At 72.8% G+C, this 20,069-nt stretch carries 20 protein-coding genes; 19 read left to right on the top strand and 1 reads right to left on the bottom strand.

Annotated elements, in window-relative coordinates; genetic code table 11:
- The 17 genes from G011_RS0112005 to G011_RS0112085 all read left to right on the top strand — a co-directional run bounded on the left by G011_RS0112005 (position 1) and on the right by G011_RS0112085 (position 16,960).
- Complete coding sequence (locus tag G011_RS0112005) at positions 1-1,035, top strand: iron ABC transporter permease (RefSeq protein ID WP_019608674.1); 1,035 nt, start codon at positions 1-3, stop codon at positions 1,033-1,035.
- Positions 1,036-1,166: 131 nt separating this feature from the next.
- Entirely contained in the window at positions 1,167-2,351 is a 1,185-nt protein-coding gene (gene ftsY / locus G011_RS0112010; RefSeq protein ID WP_019608675.1) for a signal recognition particle-docking protein FtsY, read from the top strand.
- Positions 2,352-2,855: 504 nt separating this feature from the next.
- Positions 2,856-4,196, top strand: coding sequence for an ammonium transporter (locus G011_RS0112015; RefSeq protein ID WP_019608676.1), 1,341 nt, complete (start codon positions 2,856-2,858; stop codon positions 4,194-4,196).
- Between the two features lie 399 nt (positions 4,197-4,595).
- Positions 4,596-5,810: a hypothetical protein gene (locus G011_RS0112020; protein ID WP_026338229.1), complete on the top strand. Its 1,215-nt coding sequence runs from the start codon at positions 4,596-4,598 to the stop codon at positions 5,808-5,810.
- Positions 5,811-5,970: 160 nt separating this feature from the next.
- Positions 5,971-7,566 carry a signal recognition particle protein gene (ffh, locus tag G011_RS0112025; protein WP_019608678.1) on the top strand — a complete coding sequence of 532 codons (1,596 nt, stop codon included), beginning with the start codon at positions 5,971-5,973 and terminating at the stop codon, positions 7,564-7,566.
- A gap of 402 nt (positions 7,567-7,968) precedes the next feature.
- Complete coding sequence (gene rpsP, locus G011_RS0112030; protein WP_013151281.1) at positions 7,969-8,433, top strand: 30S ribosomal protein S16; 465 nt, start codon at positions 7,969-7,971, stop codon at positions 8,431-8,433.
- A gap of 1 nt (position 8,434) precedes the next feature.
- Positions 8,435-8,677, top strand: a complete 243-nt coding sequence (locus G011_RS0112035; RefSeq protein WP_013151282.1) for an RNA-binding protein — start codon at positions 8,435-8,437, stop codon at positions 8,675-8,677.
- A 137-nt stretch (positions 8,678-8,814) separates the two neighbouring features.
- Positions 8,815-9,327, top strand: coding sequence for a ribosome maturation factor RimM (gene rimM, locus G011_RS0112040; RefSeq protein ID WP_019608681.1), 513 nt, complete (start codon positions 8,815-8,817; stop codon positions 9,325-9,327).
- Between the two features lie 11 nt (positions 9,328-9,338).
- The gene (gene trmD / locus G011_RS0112045; protein ID WP_013151284.1) at positions 9,339-10,103 is read left to right on the top strand and encodes a tRNA (guanosine(37)-N1)-methyltransferase TrmD; all 765 of its coding nucleotides are present in this window, start codon (positions 9,339-9,341) and stop codon (positions 10,101-10,103) included.
- Between the two features lie 186 nt (positions 10,104-10,289).
- Entirely contained in the window at positions 10,290-10,634 is a 345-nt protein-coding gene (gene rplS, locus G011_RS0112050; RefSeq protein ID WP_019608682.1) for a 50S ribosomal protein L19, read from the top strand.
- A 92-nt stretch (positions 10,635-10,726) separates the two neighbouring features.
- A complete protein-coding gene (gene lepB, locus G011_RS0112055; protein WP_019608683.1) occupies positions 10,727-11,602 on the top strand; it encodes a signal peptidase I in 876 nt (291 codons plus the stop codon).
- A 206-nt stretch (positions 11,603-11,808) separates the two neighbouring features.
- Entirely contained in the window at positions 11,809-12,138 is a 330-nt protein-coding gene (locus G011_RS0112060; RefSeq protein WP_013151287.1) for a DUF2469 domain-containing protein, read from the top strand.
- A gap of 152 nt (positions 12,139-12,290) precedes the next feature.
- The gene (locus G011_RS0112065; protein WP_013151288.1) at positions 12,291-12,656 is read left to right on the top strand and encodes a YraN family protein; all 366 of its coding nucleotides are present in this window, start codon (positions 12,291-12,293) and stop codon (positions 12,654-12,656) included.
- Positions 12,656-14,179 carry a YifB family Mg chelatase-like AAA ATPase gene (locus tag G011_RS0112070; protein WP_026338230.1) on the top strand — a complete coding sequence of 508 codons (1,524 nt, stop codon included), beginning with the start codon at positions 12,656-12,658 and terminating at the stop codon, positions 14,177-14,179. Before G011_RS0112065 ends, G011_RS0112070 begins: the two co-directional genes overlap by 1 nt.
- 32 nt (positions 14,180-14,211) lie before the next feature.
- Complete coding sequence (locus tag G011_RS0112075; RefSeq protein WP_019608685.1) at positions 14,212-15,378, top strand: DNA-processing protein DprA; 1,167 nt, start codon at positions 14,212-14,214, stop codon at positions 15,376-15,378.
- Positions 15,379-15,731: 353 nt separating this feature from the next.
- The gene (locus G011_RS0112080; protein ID WP_013151291.1) at positions 15,732-16,088 is read left to right on the top strand and encodes a RidA family protein; all 357 of its coding nucleotides are present in this window, start codon (positions 15,732-15,734) and stop codon (positions 16,086-16,088) included.
- A 2-nt stretch (positions 16,089-16,090) separates the two neighbouring features.
- On the top strand, positions 16,091-16,960 hold the full coding sequence (locus G011_RS0112085) for a tyrosine recombinase XerC (protein WP_019608686.1): 870 nt from the start codon (positions 16,091-16,093) through the stop codon (positions 16,958-16,960).
- Here G011_RS0112085 and G011_RS31090 read toward each other — a convergent pair.
- On the bottom strand, positions 16,933-17,721 hold the full coding sequence (locus tag G011_RS31090; protein ID WP_081642954.1) for a M23 family metallopeptidase: 789 nt from the start codon (positions 17,719-17,721) through the stop codon (positions 16,933-16,935). The two genes, G011_RS0112085 and G011_RS31090, sit on opposite strands and share 28 nt — an antisense overlap.
- Positions 17,722-18,012: 291 nt before the next feature.
- Between G011_RS31090 and rpsB the strand changes: the two genes are divergently transcribed.
- Both rpsB and tsf read left to right on the top strand, forming a co-directional pair.
- Complete coding sequence (gene rpsB, locus G011_RS0112095; protein WP_019608687.1) at positions 18,013-18,972, top strand: 30S ribosomal protein S2; 960 nt, start codon at positions 18,013-18,015, stop codon at positions 18,970-18,972.
- 124 nt (positions 18,973-19,096) lie between these two features.
- Entirely contained in the window at positions 19,097-19,933 is an 837-nt protein-coding gene (tsf, locus tag G011_RS0112100; protein ID WP_013151294.1) for a translation elongation factor Ts, read from the top strand.
- Positions 19,934-20,069 lie beyond the last annotated feature (136 nt).

The following is a 20,069-nucleotide window of genomic DNA, read 5'->3' on the forward strand; positions in this document are numbered from 1 at the left end:
GTGCGGGGCGGTGTCGGCTTCCCTCTGGGGTGGGTCGCGGGAGGGCTGGTCGCGCTGCTCGCGGCGGCCCTGCTCGGCGTCTCCGCCGGAGCGGCCTCCCTCTCCGCGGCCGACATCGCCCGGCACCTGCTCAGCCTCCTGCCGTTCGGTGCGCAGTCCCCCCTCACCGAACGGGAGGCGGCCGTCCTGGTGGAGCTGCGCCTGCCGCGCGTGGTGATGGGCGCGCTCGTCGGCGCCCTCCTGGCCACCGCGGGCGGCGCCTACCAGGGCGTGTTCCGCAACCCGCTGGCCGACCCCTACCTCCTCGGCGCCGCCGCCGGGGCCGGGCTCGGCGCGACGACGGTCATCGTCTTCGGCGCGCAGTTCAGCGACTCCCCGCGCGCCCTGGTCCCGGTCGCCGCGTTCGCCGGCGCCCTGCTCGGCGTGGCCGCCGCCTACCTGCTCGGGTCCACCGCGGGCGGGGGCGGCACCGCCGCGCTCGTCCTGGCGGGCGTGGCCGTCTCCTCGTTCCTGTCCGCCGCCCAGACCCTGGTCCAGCAGATGGGCGTGGACGAACTCCAGCGCATCTTCGCCTGGCTGCTCGGCGGACTCGGCAGGGGCGGCTGGGACGACGTGCGGCTGGTCGCCCCGTACGCGGTGGTCGGACTGGTCGTCCTGCTGGTCAGCGGTTACCTGCTGGACATGCTCGCCCTGGGCGACGACAAGGCGGTCAGCCTGGGACTGAACCCGGCCGCCGTGCGCATCGTGGTGATCGGCGCCGCGTCCCTGGCCACGGCCGCCGCCGTGTCGGTGAGCGGCCTGATCGGCTTCGTGGGGATCGTCGTCCCGCACGTCGTGCGCCGGCTGGTGGGCTCCAACTACCGGGCGATCCTGCCGGTCACCGTGCTCCTCGGCGGCGCCTTCCTGGTCCTGGTGGACATCGTCGCCCGGACGCTCATCGCCCCCGCGGAGCTGCCCATCGGCGTGGTCACCGCGTTCCTCGGCGCGCCCTTCTTCGTGCTCATCCTGCGCACCACGCGCCACCGCGGCACCTGAGTTCCCGCTGTCACCGGTGGTTCCGGGGAGCCGCGGAAGGGGAGGGGGCCTACCGGTACCCGCTTCGTTCCCGGCGCGCCACCCGGCCGTGACGCGAACGCGTCGCACACTCTGGAACACTGGAAGGTGCTATGGACATCACCTTGCTCGTCGCCATCATCATCGCCGTCGTGCTCCTGGCCGCCGGTGGGTTCTTCCTGGTCACGACCCGGCGCTCGGTCGAACCGGGCAAGGACGAGACCGGACCCGAACCCACCGGCGCCGCCGCCGGGGCCACCGCCGTGGAGGACCGGGAACGGGACCCGGGGACCGTCAGCACGCCCCCCGCCCAGGCGCCCCCGCCCGTGCGGGAGACCGTCGAGCCCGCCCCGCCGGAGCTGGAGACCCCGCCGCCCTCGGCCGGGCGCATGGTCCGCCTGCGCGCGCGGCTGGCCCGCTCGCAGAACGCCTTCGGCAAGGGGCTGCTCAACCTCCTGTCCTCCGACTCCCTGGACGAGGACACCTGGGAGGAGATCGAGGACACCCTCATCACCGCCGACATCGGTGTCACTTCCGCCGCGCAGATCGTGGAGAACCTGCGCACGCGCGTCAAGGTCCTGGGCACCCGCGGTACGGAGGAGGTGCGGACGCTGCTGCGCGAGGAGCTGCTCGCCCAGATCACCACCGAGGCCGACCGCGCCGTGCGCACCGGCCCGCACGACGGGCGCCCGGGCGTGGTCATGGTCGTCGGGGTCAACGGCACCGGCAAGACCACCACCACCGGCAAGCTGGCCCGCGTCCTGGTCGGCGACGGCCGCAGCGTCGTGCTCGGCGCCGCCGACACCTTCCGCGCCGCCGCCACCGAACAGCTGGAGACCTGGGGCAGCCGCGTGGGCGCCCCGGTTGTGCGCAAGGAGGAGGGCGCCGACCCCGCCAGCGTGGCCTTCGACGCCGTGGCGCGTGGCGTCGAGGAGGGCGCCGACACCGTCATCATCGACACCGCCGGACGCCTGCACACCAAGACCGGGCTCATGGACGAGCTGGGCAAGGTCAAGCGGGTCGTGGAGAAGAAGTCCCAGGTGGACGAGGTCCTGCTCGTCCTGGACGCGACCACCGGGCAGAACGGCCTGCGCCAGGCCCGGGTGTTCGGCGAGGTCGTCAACGTCACCGGCATCGCCCTGACCAAGCTCGACGGCACCGCCAAGGGCGGCATCATCGTGCAGGTCCAGCGCGAACTGGGCGTGCCGGTCAAGCTCGTCGGGCTCGGCGAGGGCCCCGACGACCTGGCGCCCTTCGACCCCGAGGTCTTCGTGGACGCGATCCTGTCCACGGAGTGACGGGGGACCCGACGACGCACGGCCGGACATCCGCACGGGTGTCCGGCCTTCTCGTGTCCGGCCCCCTCGCGGCCGGGGGCGGGTCCGCCGACGCGCGACACCGCCCGCGCCCCGTCCGTCCCGCCCGTGTCCGGGGGCGGGACGCGGATGTGACGCACGACACGCGGTGGAAATCCCGGCGCAACACGGGCGCGCCGGTACCTGACCGCGCCCGCGCCGACCCCGTGAGATGTCACCGTGCGTGTCCGTGGTGTCGCCCACCGGTGGTGTGACGGGGGTCGCTCTGTGCCGATGCACGTGCGTTCGCGCGGACTGGGGCTTCGGTTCATGGCGCCTTAACACTGCCGTCTGTCCTTTTACCGGCGCGCAACACATCGGGTCCTGGCGAGAAACACCCCGGTCCGACAGTTGCCTGCGTGGTGTTCTGCATCGGGCCCGATGATGCGCTCGCTGACCGCCGCCCTCACAGACACAATCCCCCGTCCGTCCTATGGAGGCGACGCAATGATTGACTCCGGCAACACGGCGTGGCTGCTGATCAGCGCAGCCCTCGTGATGCTCATGACCCCGGGCCTGGCCTTCTTCTACGGAGGCATGTCACGGGCCAAGAGCGTCCTCAACATGATGCTGATGAGCTTCGCGAGTATCGCGGTCGTGAGCGTGCTCTGGGTCGTCATCGGCCACTCGCTCACCTACTCCGACGGGCCCGGGGCGCTCGACACCTTCATCGGCGGCCTGGACTACGTCGGCCTGTCCAACCTGATCGGTGAGATCGAGCCCGCGGCCGAGGACGGCACCGGCGGCTACCCGCTGCTGGTCGACGCCGGGTTCCAGATGATGTTCGCGGTCATCACCGTGGCCCTCATCAGCGGCGCCATCGCCGACCGCGCCAAGTTCGGCGCCTGGCTGCTGTTCGTCCCGGTCTGGGCTCTCCTGGTCTACTTCCCCGTCGCCCACTGGGTCTGGGGCGAGGGCTGGATCGAGCAGCTGGAGATCGGCGGCTACACGGTCATCGACTTCGCGGGCGGCACCGCGGTGCACATCAACGCCGGCGCCGCCGCGCTGGCCCTGACCTTCGTCCTGGGCCGCCGCAAGGGCTTCGGCTCGGAGTCGATGCGCCCCCACAACCTGCCGTTCGTCCTTCTGGGCACCGCGCTCCTGTGGTTCGGCTGGTTCGGCTTCAACGCGGGCTCGGCCTACGCCGCCGACGGCACCGCCGCCCTGGCCCTGGTCAACACCCAGGTCGCCACCGCCGCCGCCACCGGCGCCTGGATGCTCGTCGAGCGCTTCCGCTACGGCAAGGTCAGCGCGCTGGGCTTCGCCTCCGGCGCCGTCGCGGGCCTGGTCGCCATCACCCCGGCCGCCGCCAACGTCACGCCGCTCGGCGCCATCGCCGTCGGCCTGCTCTCCGGTGCGGTCTGCGCCTACGCCATCAGCTGGAAGTTCAAGTTCAAGTACGACGACGCGCTCGACGTGGTGGGCATCCACATGGTCGGCGGCATCGTCGGCTCCCTGATCCTCGGCCTGGTCGCCGCGGGTGTGGCGGGCGGCTCCGACGGCCTGCTCTACGGCGGCGGCGTCGGCCTGCTGGCCGTCCAGACCATCGCCGTCATCGGCGTCATGCTCTACTCCTTCGCCGTCACCTGGGTCATCGCCAAGGTCATCCACCTCGTCATCGGGTTCCGCATCCCCGAGGAGGTGGAGACCAACGGGCTGGACCACGAGCTGCACGCCGAGTCCGCCTACGCCTTCGACGAACTCGACGAGCTCGAGGACGCGACGGAAGCGGTCTCCCTGCCGACGCCTCCGGGCGGGGAGACGGCCTCGCCGAAGGCCAAGGCCTAGACCTCAGCGTCGAGGCCGCGGGCCTTGCGCCACTGATCCGGCGAGGTGTCCAGGGGCTGACGGAGAGAGATCTCCGTCAGCCCCGTTCGTGTGCTCAGCCACTTTTCATGGCATATATGGGCATTTCTGGCACCGTATTGGCTGTGGCCTGTGTATCCGTTCGGTACCCTCTGAGCGGTACGGCGGTAGAGCCCGGGCGCACGGCGCCCGACCGACGGCTCCGCCACGCGGGCGGCCCCGTTCCCGGCTCCCCCGAAAAGGGGCACGCGGCACAACCGGGAGCCGCGCATTCGCATCCCACACCAGGAACGGGTCGGGGACCGGCGCGTCCACCCCGCCGTCCACCCGGAAACCATGCTGATTCGTACAGTGCCCCACATGTCGGGGTCAGGAGGCAAGATGGCGCCGGTTAGTCACATCACGGGTCGCAGAGGCGGGCGCGTGGCCCTCGCCGCCGCGGGCGCGGTCGTCGCCCTCGGCTTGTCCGGCTGCTCCATCGACCTCAGCCACCTGCGCCCCGGGGGCGGCGGCGAGGAGGAGCCCAGCCCGGAGGCCGCCGAGCCGGTCGCCGCGGCGCCGCTGATGGAGCAGGCCCTGGCCGACCTGGCCGCCTACCCGGCGCTCACCGCCACCGGTCAGGTGGCCGAGAGCGTCGGCTCCGCCGACGTGCGCGACGCCTCGCTGACCGTCGCCGACGGCGGCACGGCCAGCGGCACCATCCGCGCCAACGGCATCGAGGCCGAGCTGATCAGCGCGGACGGCAGGATGTTCCTGCGGGCCGCGGAGGACTTCTGGCTCGACCAGGGCGTCTTCAGCCCCGACTTCGACGACTTCGACGGGAACTGGGTGCGGGCCTCCTCGGCCCAGGCCGGGTTCAACCCGAGCGTCTCCCTGGCCCCGCCGGAGCTCTCCGCCATCCTGGGCGGCATCGAGCTGGACTCGGAGGAGGCCGTCGAGGAGAACCTGGACGGCACGCTCACCTACCGGGTCGACCTGGCGGGCGAGCGCAACCAGGTCTGGATCAACGCCGAGACCAGCCAGATCCAGCGCATCGCCATCGAGGAGCTCGTCCCCGAGGAGGCCGAGACCGGCCCCCAGGTCCGCCTGGACCTGGCCGAGGCCGAGACCGCCGCCGTCGAGGAGCTCTACGACGGCGTCACCGCCGCCACCGAGGAGGAGCTGACCTCCTCCCGGGACGCCCGCATCGAGGTCGGCTGGGAGGGCAGCCCCTCCATGACGTGCGAGGACGGCCCCAACTGCACCTGGACCGGGACCGTGCGCGACGCGGGCGGCGACGGCAGTGGCGAGGTGGCCGTGAGCATGGCCGTCACCTTCAGCAACGCCGACATCGGCGAGCAGACCTGCGAGGACAGCGGCACCCTGGAGGCGGGCGGCACGCTGGAGCTCTCGTGCAGCGCCGACTACAACATCGTCAGCTCCGTCCAGCAGACCTACCCGATCGACGGTGAGGCCCAGCTGTCCACGCGCGGCCTGACCGGCGGACAGCAGGAGGAGATGCTGGCGGCCCTCGCCGAGCAGCGCGAGGCCACCCTGTCGGGCGGGGCCTCCCCCTCCGAGGAGGCGTCGGAGACGGCCGAGGAAGAGGGCAACTAGAGGTACCGGCGGGGCGCGGCCCCGAGCGCACGGCGGCCGAGGGCGGGGACGGTGTTCCCGCCCTCGGCCGTGTCCGGACCCGCCCGCCGAGGGATACTGCAAGGTGATCCCGGCCGGTAGGCTGGGAGACCAACTCCGAGACGAAGGACTGGCCACACTCGTGTTCGAGACGCTTTCCGACCGGCTGACATCGGTCTTCTCCTCGCTGCGCGGTAAAGGGCGCCTGTCCGAGGAGGACATCAACGCGACCGCGCGGGAGATCCGTCTCGCGCTGCTGGAGGCGGACGTCGCGCTGCCGGTGGTCCGCGAGTTCATCGCGCGGATCAAGGAGCGCGCCCGGGGCGAGGAGGTCTCCAAGGCCCTCAACCCGGCCCAGCAGGTCATCAAGATCGTCAACGAGGAACTGGTCGGGATCCTCGGCGGCGAGACCCGGCAGATCCGCTTCGCCAAGAACCCGCCGACCGTGATCATGCTCGCGGGCCTCCAGGGCGCCGGTAAGACCACCCTGGCGGGCAAGCTCGCCCGGTGGCTGGCCGCCGACCGCAACACGCCGCTGCTGGTCGCCGCCGACCTCCAGCGCCCCAACGCCGTCACGCAGCTCCAGGTGGTCGGTGAGCGCGCCGGGACCCCCGTGTTCGCGCCCGAGCCCGGCAACGGCGTCGGCGACCCCGTCCAGGTCGCCCGCGAGTCCGTCGAGCACGCCCGCCGCAACAACCACAACGTGGTGATCATCGACACTGCGGGCCGTCTCGGCGTGGACAGCGAGATGATGCAGCAGGCCGCGGACATCCGCGACGCGGTCAACCCGGACGAGATCCTCTTCGTCGTCGACGCGATGATCGGCCAGGACGCGGTCAACACCGCGCAGGCCTTCCTCGACGGGGTCGGCTACGACGCGGTCGCGCTCACCAAGCTCGACGGCGACGCGCGCGGCGGCGCGGCCCTGTCCATCCGCCACATCACCGGCCGTCCCATCATGTTCGCGTCCACCGGCGAGAAGCTGGAGGACTTCGACCTCTTCCACCCGGACCGGATGGCCTCGCGCATCCTGGACATGGGTGACGTCCTCACCCTCATCGAACAGGCCCAGCGCACGTTCGACGAGGCCGAGGTCGAGAAGATGGCCTCGACCATGGCGTCGGACGAGGACTTCACGCTCGACGACTTCCTCCAGCAGATGCAGATGGTCCGCAAGCTCGGCCCGATCGGCAACCTGCTCGGCATGATGCCCGGCATGGGCCAGATGCGCGAGCAGATCGACAGCATCGACGACAAGGACCTGGACCGCATCCAGGCCGTCATCCAGTCGATGACCCCGGGCGAGCGCGCCAACCCCAAGATGATCAACGGCTCGCGCCGCCTGCGCATCGCCAACGGTTCGGGCACCCAGGTCAGCGATGTCAACGGCCTGGTCACCCGCTTCTTCGAGGCGCAGAAGATGATGCGCAAGATGAAGAGCGGCGGCATGCCGGGTATGCCCGGGATGCCGGGCATGAGCGGCGGCGCCAACCGCAAGAAGGCCAAGGCCCAGGCCAAGAAGGCCAAGAAGGGCAAGCAGCGCAGCGGCAACCCGATGAAGGCCCGCCAGCAGGAGGCCGACCGCGCGGCCGAGCGCCAGCGCCGTCAGGAGGAGGGCGGCCAGCAGCCGCCGCAGCTGCCCCCGGGCCTGGGGGGCGGCGGCCAGCCCACGCTCCCGCCCGGCTTCGGCGGCCCCAACATGCCCGACCTGTCCAACTTCAAGCTGCCCAAGCAGTAGGCGCGGCCGGTACCGGCCCTCGTACCCGTCGGCCGACGGGCGGAGCGCTACCATGCGTGTGGCGCGACCGACCGCACCGCGGACGCGGACGGGCCCACGGCCCGGACCGCGTGCCCGCCTCCTCGGAGGCGGGCGGTTGGCGCCGCCCGGGAGACCGGGCGGGGCGGCCCGTCCACGTTCCGGGGACGGGCCGCCTCCGAGTCCGCCGCCCATCCGTGCACAGGTGTTCCGGTGTCGTGTCCGGGGAACACGTCCGCGTCTGGCACAATGAGTAGTCGACTAACGGTGCCGGGCCAGCCCTCTAACTAGCCCGCCACCCACGTCTGTCCCGTCGGGTGCCGCAACCCCACGTGGTTTCGCCGCCGGGCGCCTTACACCGTTAATCGGGAGAAGACCACTCCAGTGGCTGTCAAACTGAAGCTCAAGCGTATGGGCAAGATCCGTACGCCCCAGTACCGCATCATCGTCGCCGACGCCCGCACCAAGCGGGACGGCAAGGCGATCGAGGAGATCGGCAAGTACCACCCCAAGGAGCACCCGAGCCTCATCGAGGTCGACTCCGAGCGGGTCCAGTACTGGCTGTCCGTGGGCGCCCAGCCCTCCGACGCGGTCAAGGTCCTCCTGCGCAAGAGCGGTGACTGGCAGAAGTTCAAGGGCCTGCCCGCCCCGGCTCCGCTCCAGGTCGCCGAGGCCAAGGACCCCGAGGCCAAGGAAGCCGCCTTCCAGGCCGCTCTGAAGGAGCTCGTGCTCCCCGGCGCCGAGGGCAAGGGCAAGGGCCGCAAGTCCGAGAAGAAGGCGGACAAGGCGGACAAGCCCGCCGAGACCGCTGAGACCACCGAGACTGAGAAGTCCGAGGGCGAGGCCTGACGTGCTGGAAGAGGCGCTTGAGCACCTCGTGAAGGGGATCGTTGCGAACTCCGACGACGTCCAGGTGAGAGCCAAGCGGCTCCGCAAGGGCAAAGTCCTGGAGGTCCGGGTCCATCCCGACGACCTCGGCAAGGTGATCGGCCGCAACGGCCGCACCGCCAAGTCCCTGCGGACCGTCATCGGCGCCCTGGCCGGGGGCCGTTACGTCCGCGTGGACCTGCTGGACCTGCACGAAGTGCGCTGACGCGCCTCTCGGGGCGCCGACCGCCAGCGGTCGGCGCCCCGCAGCCGTGCCCGGGACCCCGGGGTCCGTGCCCACCGCACGCGCCCGGTCCCGGGCACAGTTTTCTCACCCCCCGAGGGGCGGAAGGAAGAATCCCCATGCGACTCGTTGTCGGCCGGATCGGCCGCGCGCACGGCGTCCGCGGCGACGTCGCGGTGGACGTGCGCACGGACGACCCCGCGGCCCGGTTCGCCGACGGCTCCGTGCTGGCCACCGACCCGGCCGAGGCCGGTCCGCTCACCGTCGTCTCCACGCGCCGCCACAGCGGCCGCCTGCTCGTGCGCTTCGAGGGCGTGGCCGACCGCGACGCCGCGGAGGGGCTGCGCGGCACCGCCCTGCTCGTGGACTCCGAGGACATCCCGCCGCTGGACGACCCGGACGAGTTCCACGACCACGAACTCATCGGCCTGGCCGCGGTGACCACCGGCGCGGAGCCGGTCGGCACGGTCGCGGACGTGCTCCACCACGCGCAGGACCTCCTGGTGGTGACCACCCCGGGCGGCTCGGAGGTGTACGTGCCCTTCGTGGCGGCCCTGGTCCCCGAGGTGGACGTGGCCGGTGGCCGGATCGTCATCGACCCGCCGCCCGGCCTGCTCGACCTCGCCGACTGAAGGGGCGCGCCGTGCGCATCGACATCATCAGCATCTTCCCCGAGTACTTCGGCCCCCTGGACCTGTCCCTGATCGGCAGGGCCCGCGTGTCCGGGCTGCTCGACGTGCGCGTGCACGACCTGCGCTCCTGGACCCACGACCGCCACAACACCGTGGACGACACCCCCTACGGCGGCGGCCCCGGCATGGTGATGAAGCCCGAGCCGTGGGGCGAGGCGCTGGACGAGGTCGTGGGGGAGGGCCCCGCGCGGCTGATCCTGCCCACTCCCAGCGGGCGCCCCTTCCGGCAGGCCGACGCCGAGCGCCTGGCCAAGGAGGAGCGGCTGGTCTTCGGCTGCGGCCGCTACGAGGGCATCGACTCGCGGGTCGCGGCGGACGCCGCGGAGCGGATGCCCGTCGAGGAGGTCAGCATCGGCGACTACGTGCTCAACGGCGGCGAGTCCGCGACGCTGGTGATGGTCGAGGCGATCACCCGGCTGCTGCCGGGTGTCCTGGGCAACACCGAGTCCGCGGTGCAGGACTCCTTCGCCTCCGGCGGCATGGAGAACCTCGTGGAGGGGGCGGTCTACACCAAACCCGCCACCTGGCGCGGCCGGGAGGTGCCGCCGGTGCTGCTGTCGGGCAACCACGGCGCCGTGGACCGCTGGCGCCGCGACCAGGCTCTGCGCAAGACCGCGCGCAACCGCCCCGACCTGGTGGAGGCCCTGCCCGAGGAGGCGCTGGACCGGCGCGACCGGGAGGTCCTGGCCGAGGAGGCCGTTCGAGACGCCACCTGAGATGTGGCAGACTGGGTGGGTTCCCCCTCGGTGACCGGCGGCATCCGCATGCCGGCGGTACGACGTCGGCCTCTGTGACGGTCACCCGGGCGGTTCGACAGTACAGACCCATTCGGGCCCTCGCCCGCGTACCCCCTCCCCTGCCGGGGAGCAGGACGCGGAGCGCTATCGATGAGGATTCGCGAGATGCACACCGCCATTCAGGAGCTGGAGAAGGCCCAGCTTCGTTCCGACGTCCCGGAGTTCCGTCCGGGTGACACCCTCAACGTCCACGTCCGTGTGACCGAGGGCAACCGTACCCGTGTCCAGGTCTTCAAGGGCGTCGTCATCCGCCGCCAGGGCTCGGGCAACCGCGAGACCTTCACCATCCGCAAGGTGAGCTACGGCGTGGGCGTGGAGCGTACCTTCCCGATCCACACCCCGGCCATCGAGAAGTACGAGGTCGCCGCCCGCGGCCGCGTGCGTCGCGCCAAGCTGTACTACCTGCGCGACCTGCGCGGCAAGGCCGCCCGCATCCGCGAGCGCCGCTAGTCCGCGACCGGGTGGCCCGGGGCCTCCTCCCGACGTTTTTCCGTGTCGAATCTCTCCGCTCCCGCCAGGGAGGCAGGATAGGCTTCGGCTCGATGAGCAAAGACGAGAAGGACCTCGGCTCGGACGGGGTCCAGGACGAGGAATCCGCCCAGCCCGGTCCGGAGGAGCACGACTCCGCCACTGGCTCCCGAGCTCATGAGAGCTCGGGAGCCAGTGCTGTCTCCGGTACCGACGGCGAGGAGTCGGATGAGGGGGCGGACGACGAGATGAGCAAGTCCCAGAGCACCGAGAAGAAGGGGTCGTTCTGGAAGGAACTCCCCGTCCTGATCGTGATCGCCGTGGTCCTGGCGTTCGTGATCAGGACCTGGCTGGTGCAGGCCTTCTACATTCCCTCCACCTCGATGGAGAACACCCTCCTCGTCGGGGACCGGGTGCTCGTCAACAAGGTCGTCTACGAGCTCCGCGACATCGAGCGCGGCGAGGTGGTCGTCTTCGACGGCAACGGGTCCTGGGACGACCCGAACACCGTGTCGGTCCCCGAACCCACCAACCCGGTCTCGGCCGCGTTCACGTGGGTGCAGCAGCAGCTGGGCGCGGCGCCCACGGGCAAGGAGTACATCAAGCGGGTCATCGGCCTGCCCGGTGACACCGTGGAGTGCTGCGACGAGCAGAACCGCGTCCTGGTCAACGGGGTCCCCCTCGAGGAAGAGGCCTACCTGTACCCGGGCAGCGTGGCCACGCACACCGAGTTCGGCCCGGTCGAGGTGCCCGAGGGGCACCTGTGGCTGATGGGGGACCACCGGGCGATCTCCTCCGACTCGCGGCTCAACCAGAACAACCCCGGCGGCGGCGCGGTCCCGATCGACCACGTCGTGGGACGGGCCTTCGTGATCATCTGGCCGGCCGGGCAGATCGGCCCGCTCAGCATCCCCGAGTCCTTCGAGGAGCTCAACGCCGCGGACGAGTGACGTACCGCGCGGGCGGTCCGACGAGAAAATCCGCACGGCGGAGTACACGGGGCCCTTCCGTGACGCATGATGGAGGCTGGACGGTATCGGCGTCCCCCGACGCGCGGGGCCGCCGTCGACCGGGAACATCCCGGCCGTCGGCGGTGTCCGGGTAGGAGGGGACCGGCACACCACGACCGGAGAGTGCGACGAAAGCGAGCGCGTGGATGAGTTCTGAGGACCTGGAGAAGTACGAGGCCGAGATGGAGCTCCAGCTCTATCGCGAGTACCGCGACGTCGTCGGTCTGTTCAGCTACGTGGTGGAGACCGAACGGCGGTTCTACCTCACCAACCACGTCGACCTCCAGCCGCGTTCGACCGAGAACGGGGAGATGTACTTCGAGGTCGTGATGGAGGACGCCTGGGTCTGGGACATGTACCGTCCGGCCAGGTTCGTCCGCAACGTCCGCGTGGTGACGTTCAAGGACGTCAACGTCGAGGAGATCACCAAGGCCGACCTGGAGATGCCGCCCGCCGAGGGGAGCGGGCAGAGCTGATCCGGCCACCGGGCGGCCGGGGAGACCCCGGGGTCCCGGCCCCCGGGGCCGGCCTCCCCCTCCCGGACGCCGCCGGGGTTTTCCACAGGAGAGAACCGGCTCTGGCGCCGTGAACGGCGATCACCGACCGTGGTTACGGGAGGTGGTCGACCTTGGACCGGTGGGCCGAGTACCGAAGGACGCTGGGCGGCCGCGGCGAGGACCTCGCCGCGGCCTTCCTCCGACGCGCCGGGATGCGGGTGGTCGCCCGCAACTGGCGCATCCCCGACGGGGAGATCGACATCGTCGCCCGGGACGGCCCCGTCCTGGTCGTCGCGGAGGTCAAGACCCGTACCTCCGTCCGGCACGGGCACCCGGTGGAGGCCATCACCCCCGACAAGAGGCGCCGCCTGCGCCGCCTCGGACACGCCTGGGCGGTCCGGCACCGGGTGCCCGCCCACCCCCTGCGCGTGGACGGCGTCTGCGTCCTGATCAGCGGCGGGCGCGTGTTCGTCTCCCATGAGCGGGGGATGGCATGATGACGCTCGCCCGCACCCGCTGCATCGCCCTGCTGGGCGTCCAGGGGCACATCGTCGAGGTGGAGGTGCACCTGGGCGGCGGCGACTTCGGGGTGACCCTGGTGGGGCTGCCCGACGCCGCGCTCCGCGAGGCCAGGGACCGCATCCGCGCCGCCGTCGTCAACAGCGGCGAGGAGTGGCCCAGCGGCCAGATCGTCATCAGCCTGTCCCCGGCCAGCCTGCCCAAGTCCGGGAGCCTGTTCGACCTGGCCATCGCCGCCGCCGTCCTCGCCGCGGCGGGCTCGGTGCCGGTGGAGCGGCTGGAGGACAGCGTCCTCATCGCGGAACTCGGCCTGGACGGCCGGGCACGGCCGGTGCTGGGGGTCCTCCCGGCGGTCGTGTCGGCCGCCGAGCAGGGCTACCGCAGGTTCGTCGTCGCGCGGGGGAACGCCGCCGAGGCCCGGCTGGTGCCCGGCGCCGAGGTGACGGCGGTGGACAGCCTGATGGACCTGTGCCAGTGGCTGCGCGGGGAGTACTTTCCCGAGGCGCACGAGGATGAGGCCGTGCCCCGCCCCCGGGAGCCGCGCGGCCAGGGGCCCGACCTGTCCGACGTCCTGGGGCAGCCGGTGGCCCGCCGCGCGGTGGAGATCGCCGCGGCCGGCGGCCACAACCTCATGATGCTGGGGCCTCCCGGCACCGGCAAGAGCCTGCTCGCCGAACGCCTGCCCACCGTGCTGCCCCCGCTCAGCCCCGCCGAGGCGCTGGAGGCCACCGCGATCCACTCGGTGGCGGGCATGCTGCCGCCCGGCGCGCCCCTGGTCACCGCGCCCCCCTTCGCGGCTCCGCACCACACCTCCACCCGGGCCTCGATCATCGGCGGCGGCAGCGGCTACCCCACGCCCGGCTGGGTGTCCAAGGCCCACCGCGGCGTGCTCTTCGTCGACGAGGCCCCGCAGTTCGGGCGCGGGGTGCTGGACTCCCTGCGCGAACCCCTGGAGCGCGGCGAGGTGGTCCTGGCCCGCGCCTCCTCGACGGTGACCTTCCCGGCCCGCTTCCAGCTGGTGATGGCCGCCAACCCCTGCCCCTGCGCCAAACCCGGCGCCCTGTGCACCTGCCCCGCCGGTGAGCGGCGCCGCTACTTCTCCCGCCTGTCCGGGCCCCTGCTGGACCGGATCGACCTCAAGGTGGAGCTGCAACCGGTGTCGAGGGCCGAGCTGCTCGCCGACCGCGCCTTCGCCGAGTCCTCCGAGGTGGTGGCCGCCCGGGTGGAGAAGGCCCGCGCCCGCGCCGCCGAGCGGTTGGCGCACACGCCCTGGACCACCAACGCGGCCATCCCCGGGGCGCAGCTGCGCCGGGAGTTCCCGGTGGAGTCCGCCGCGCTGCGGGTGCTGGGCAGAGCGATGGACCTCGGACAGATCAGTGCCCGGGGGGTGGACCGCGCCCTGCGGGTCGCCTGGACCCTGGCCGACCTCGCCGACCGGGACCGCCCCGGCGAGGAGGAGGCGGCCTACGCCTTCGCGCTCTGGGCGGGGCGCGCGTGGTGAACGCGGACACGACGGAGGGGAGCGGGGGAACGGTGCGGGACGCGGAGGACGAGGCGGACGCGCGGGCGCGGGCCTGCCTGACGGCGGTGGCCCCGCCGGGGGACCTGTGGCTGGGGGCGATGCTCGCCGAGCACGGCGCGGAACGGGTGTGGGCGCTGCTGGTGGCGGGGGCGCCCCCGCCACCGGTGCCCGCCAGCGCCGGGGAGGAGGGGCCGGGGCCGGAGGCACAGGCCCTGCTGGAGCGCAGGTGGGCGCGGTGGGGCGCCGCGGCGCGGGCGGTGGACCCCGACGGGCTGCTCGGCGACTCGGCGGCGGCCGGCATCCGCTTCGTGGCCCCGCGGGACCCCGAGTGGCCGGGCCGCCTCGACGAACTGGACCTGCCCGGAGGGCGGCGTTCGCACGGACTGTGGGTGCGCGGTGCGGGGGACCTGCGTCACCTGTGTCTGCGCTCGGTGGCCGTGGTGGGCGCGCGCTCGGCCACGCCCTACGGGGAGCACGTGGCGGCGGAGATGGCCTACGAGCTGGCCGAGAGCGCGGTCGTGGTGGTCTCCGGCGGCGCCTACGGGATCGACGGGGCCGCGCACCGGGCGGCCCAGGCCCACGGCGGCACGGTCGTGGTGCTGGCCTGCGGGCTGGACGTGGACTACCCGCGCGGGCACGCGGGCCTGTTCGCCGACGTCGCCCGCACCGGGGTGCTGGTGAGCGAGCGGCCGGTGGGCGCCACCCCGCGCGCACCGGACTTCCTCGTACGCAACCGGCTGATCGCCGCGCTCACCCCGGGCACGGTGGTGGTGGAGGCCGGACGGCGTAGCGGTGCCCTCAACACCGCCTCGCACGCGGCCGAGCTCAACCGGGCGCTGATGGCGGTCCCCGGCCCGGTCACCTCGGCGATGTCGGTGGGCTGCCACCTGCTGCTCCGAGACTGGAACGCGAGCTGCGTCACCTGCGCGGACGACGTCGTCGCCCAGGTGAGCGCGCTGGGTGAGCTGCCGCCGGAGTCCGGGCCGCTGCGGGTGTCGGCCGAGCTCGACCAGGACAGCGCCCGCGTCCTGGCGGCGGTGCCCAGGTCCGGCGCCGGGCCCGCGGTGATCGCCGTGGCCAGCGGGACCCGTCTGGAGAGGACCCTGCGCTCCCTGGGGATGCTGGCCGCGGCCGGACTGGTGGAGCGCTGTCCGGCGGGCTGGCGGCTGCCGCAGTGAGCGGGCGGAGGCCGCGACCGGCAAGCCGGTCCCCGGCGTGCGACGCGGGGTCGGAGCGGTCAGGGGCCGCCGGACGGCCGCCGGGGCCGGGGCCGTGCGGCACCGTGGACGGTTACGGCCGCCGGGCCTGGCGAAGACGGGTCCCACGCGCCGCGTACGCTCCGTGGCCCGCTCCCGCCACATCCGGTCTCCGGCCCGCGCGGGGCGAAGCGGTGACGGAACTCCGTCTGGGTCACCCGCGGTCCGGTCCCGGCCCGCGCGGGGGCGAAGCCGGTACGCGGTTCCGGGGGGGCGGCACGCGGACCGGCGTGCGGCGACGGTAGCGCGCCCCGCATGACGGGTACGGTGACGCCATGACCAAACCCTACAGTGACGCCCTGGTGGCGGACGGGCCGCTGTTGTTCGTCTCCGGACAGACCCCCGAGGGGCCCGGGGGAGAGGTCGCCGGGGACATCGGGGGGCAGACGCGCCAGATCTTCCGCAACCTGGAGGCCGTCCTGTCCCGCCACGGCGCGGATCTGGGCCACCTGGTCAAGCTCACCTACTACCTGCGCCACATCTCCGACCTGGAGGAGTTCCGCTCCGCCCTGCTGGAGTGCCTGCCCGACGGGCACCTGCCCGCCGCCTCCCTGGTGGAGGTGAGCGGACTGGTCGACCCCACCCACCTCGTGGAGGTCGAGGGGGTCGCCTGTCTGCCCTCCGGGAGGTAGGCGTGCTGGAGCGCTTCGCCGCGCACCTGTCGGGCGAGCTGGGGCGCTCGCCCCACACCGTGCGCGGCTACCTGGCCGACCTGCGCTCCCTCCTGGCACACCTGGAGGAGCGGGGGCGGAGCGTGCGGGACCTGGACGTGGACCTGGTGCGCGGGTGGCTGTCCCGCGCCCGCGACGCGGGCGCGAGCCGCGCCACCGTGGCCCGCCGCGTGGCCGCCGTCCGCGCGTTCACCCGGTTCCTGCACCGCGAGGGCGTACTGGCGGCCGACCCCGGCCCGCGCCTGGCCAGCCCGGCGCAGCAGCGCTCCCTGCCCACGGTGCTCGACGAGCGCCAGGCCGCCGCGGCGCTCGCGGGGGAGCCCGACGGGACCCCGACCGGCCTGCGCCGCCGCGCGGTGGTGGAGACGCTCTACGCCACCGGCGTGCGCGTCGCCGAGCTGTGCGCTCTGGACCTCGCCGACGTGGACCGCGAACGCGACACCGTGCGTGTCCTGGGCAAGGGGGCCAAGGAGCGCACGGTCCCCGTGGGCGGTCCGGCCCTGGACGCCCTCGACGCCTGGCTGAGCGGCGGACGCCCGGAGATGGCGGGCGCCACCAGCGGCTCCGCGCTGTTCCTCGGGGCACGGGGCGGCCGCCTGGGCGTCCGCCAGGCCCGCGAGGACGTGCACGCCCACCTGCGCGCCGTCGGTGCGGACAGCGCGCCGCACGGTCTGCGGCACAGCGCGGCCACCCACCTGCTCAACGGCGGCGCCGACCTGCGCAGCGTGCAGGAGTTCCTGGGCCACGCCAGCCCGCGCAGCACGCAGATCTACACCCACGTGTCCGTGGAGCGCCTGCGCGACACCTACCGCCGGGCCCACCCCCGCGCCTGACCGCCCCCCGCGCCGCCTCGGGCACGTCGCGGTGCGCCTGGTCGGCGTACTACGCGCCCGCGTCCTCCCGCCGGTGCCCGGCCGGAGCGGTGTAGAGGCCCGTGTCCGGTCTGCGTACCGCGCGCCCGCGCCCCGCCCGCGGTGGTGGGCGGGAGAGCGCGGACGCGGCACCGCCCGCACGGGGGGCGGTTCTCCGGGGCGGCCCGGGGCCCGGGAGCCGTCCGCTCCGCCGTCGGTGGGCGCCGGCGGGGCCGGGGCCGTCCGCGCCCGTGCGGCGAGGCGGGCGGCGGGACCGGCAGCAGGCGGAACTCGCCCAGGCCGAGCAGGGAGAGCGGATCGAGGTGGACGTCGCCGCGGAGCAGGCCCCAGTGCAGGCAGGGCCGGTCCGGGCGGTGCGGCGGCGCGGCGGCGAGCGTGCCCAGAACGTCCCCGGCGGCGACCGGGTCGCCGCGGACCAGGTCGGACTCCACCGGCAGGTAGGTGGTGCGCAGGTCGCCGTGGGTCACGCTCACCAGCGGTGTGCCCGCCACCCGGCCCGCGAAGTGCACCCGCCCGGCACCGGCCGCGCGGACCTCCTGGCCGGGCTCAGCGGCCAGGTCCACGCCCAGGTGCCCGGGCAGCCAGCGCTGTTCGGGCGGGTCGAAGGGGCGCAGCATCCGGACCGGCGGGTCCACCGGCCAGCGCCAGTCGGCCTCGGCGGGGTGGTGCGGGGACAGGAGGGAGAACACCAGGGACAGGGTCAGGAGCAGCGAGGGGGTCATACCCCCAGGGTCCGGACGCGGGGGCCGCGACACCAGGGGGAGTCCGTGCCTGTGGACGATCCCGCCGCGGAAAGGGGGCGCCACGCGGCGCAGGTCCCGACGTATTCCCGATGGAGATAGAATCATCTGTGGCCCGTCGGGCCGATCACAATACGCACGTCCACGAGCCTCCTCAGCGAGGGGCCGCACCCGCGGTCCGTGCCGCCTCCGGGCGGTGCGGCGGTACGGCCGGGGCGTCAGGAACAACCGAGGGCGGGGTCCCTCCCCGCCACCATCAAGGAGGACCAGGTCATGGCCACAGTCGTGACGATCCGCCAGCTCCTGGAGAGCGGCGTCCACTTCGGGCACCAGACCCGTCGCTGGAACCCCAAGATGAAGCGCTTCATCTTCACCGAGCGCAACGGCATCTACATCATCGACCTCCAGAAGTCGCTGGCCTACATCGACCGCGCCTACGAGTTCGTCAAGCAGACGGTCGCCCACGGCGGCACCGTCCTGTTCGTCGGCACCAAGAAGCAGGCGCAGGAGGCCATCGACGAGCAGGCCCGCCGCGTCGGCATGCCCTACGTCAACCAGCGCTGGCTGGGCGGCATGCTCACCAACTTCTCCACCGTGCACAAGCGGCTCCAGCGCCTCAAGGAGCTGGAGGAGATCGACTTCGACGACGTCGCCGGCTCCTCGCTCACCAAGAAGGAGCTCCTCAACCTTCGCCGTGAGAAGGAGAAGCTGGAGCGCACCCTCGGTGGTATCCGCGACATGTCCCGCGTGCCCAGCGCGGTCTGGATCGTGGACACCAAGAAGGAGCACATCGCGATCAGCGAGGCTCGCAAGCTGAACATCCCGGTCGTGGCCATCCTGGACACCAACTGCGACCCGGACGAGGTCGACTACCCGATCCCGGGTAACGACGACGCCATCCGCAGCGTCAGCCTGCTCACCCGCGTGGTCGCCGACGCCGTGGCCGACGGTCTCATGGCCCGCTCCGGCGCCTCGGAGGCCTCCGGCGAGCGCAAGTCCGCCGAGGAGCCCCTGGCCGAGTGGGAGCGCGAGCTCCTGGAGGGCAAGGCCGACCCGGCCGAGGCCCCCGCCGAGCAGGCTCCCGTCGAGGCCGCCGAGACCGCCGCCGAGCAGGCTCCGGTCGAGACCGCCGCCGTCGCCCCGGCCGACGAGGTCGCGGCCGAGGCCCCGGCCGAGGCCACCTCCGAGGACTCCCCGGTCGACGCGCCCGCGAAGGCCCCCGACGCCGAGTAGTTCCGTGCCCCCGAGCACCGTCGCCGCCCCGCCGCTCCCGGCGGGGCGGCCGCTCGGTGCCCGGGACCGGATCCGCTTCACTTTCCGTACAGACTCTCCACTCCAAGGGAATCCGAGAACAGTCATGGCGAACTTCACCGCCGCGGACGTCAAGAAGCTGCGCGACATGACCGGCGCCGGCATGATGGCCTGCAAGAAGGCCCTGACCGAGGCCGACGGCGACTTCGACAAGGCCGTCGAGGCCCTGCGCGTCAAGGGTGCCAAGGACGTCGGCAAGCGCGCCGAGCGCACCGCCGCCCAGGGCATGGTCGTCCTCAAGCAGGAGTCCGAAGGCAAGGCCACCCTCGTCGAGCTCAACTGCGAGACCGACTTCGTCGCCAAGAACGACCAGTTCATCGCGCTGGCCGACCAGGTCGCCGACTTCGTCGCCGCCCAGGACAGCGACGACCTCGCCACCGTCGCCGCCGCCGAGATCGAGCCGGGCAAGACCCTCCAGTCCTTCATCGAGGCCAAGAGCGCGGTCATCGGCGAGAAGCTGGAGTTCCGCCGCTTCGCCAAGTTCGAGGGCGCCTACGTCGCCAGCTACCTCCACAAGTCCGACCCGGACCTGCCCCCCACCATGGGCGTCCTGGTCGAGCTGGACAAGGCTGACGAGGAGGTCGGCAAGGACCTCGCCCAGCAGATCGCCGCGCTGGCCCCGCAGTACATCGGCCGGGACGACGTCCCCGCCGAGGTCGTGGAGAACGAGCGCCGCATCGCCGAGCAGACCACCCGCGAGGAGGGCAAGCCCGAGCAGGCCATCCCCAAGATCGTGGAGGGCCGCCTCAACGGTTACTTCAAGGACGTGACGCTGCTCGGCCAGCCGTTCGTCAAGGAGAACAAGAAGACGGTCCAGAAGGTCGTCGACGAGGCGGGCGTGACCGTCAAGCGCTTCGTCCGCTTCAAGGTCGGCCAGGCCTGAGGGTTTTGAGATGATGGAGGTGCCGGGGAGACTGCTCCCCGGCACCTTCGGTGGATATGGGCGGGTGGCGGGGCGCATGAGCCCGGCCGACCGCATCGAGGATCACTCGGGGGACCCTGTGCCGCTCGGGGACGAC

The organism is Nocardiopsis sp. CNS-639 (assembly GCF_000381685.1).
Taxonomy (GTDB): Bacteria; Actinomycetota; Actinomycetes; order Streptosporangiales; family Streptosporangiaceae; genus Nocardiopsis; species Nocardiopsis dassonvillei.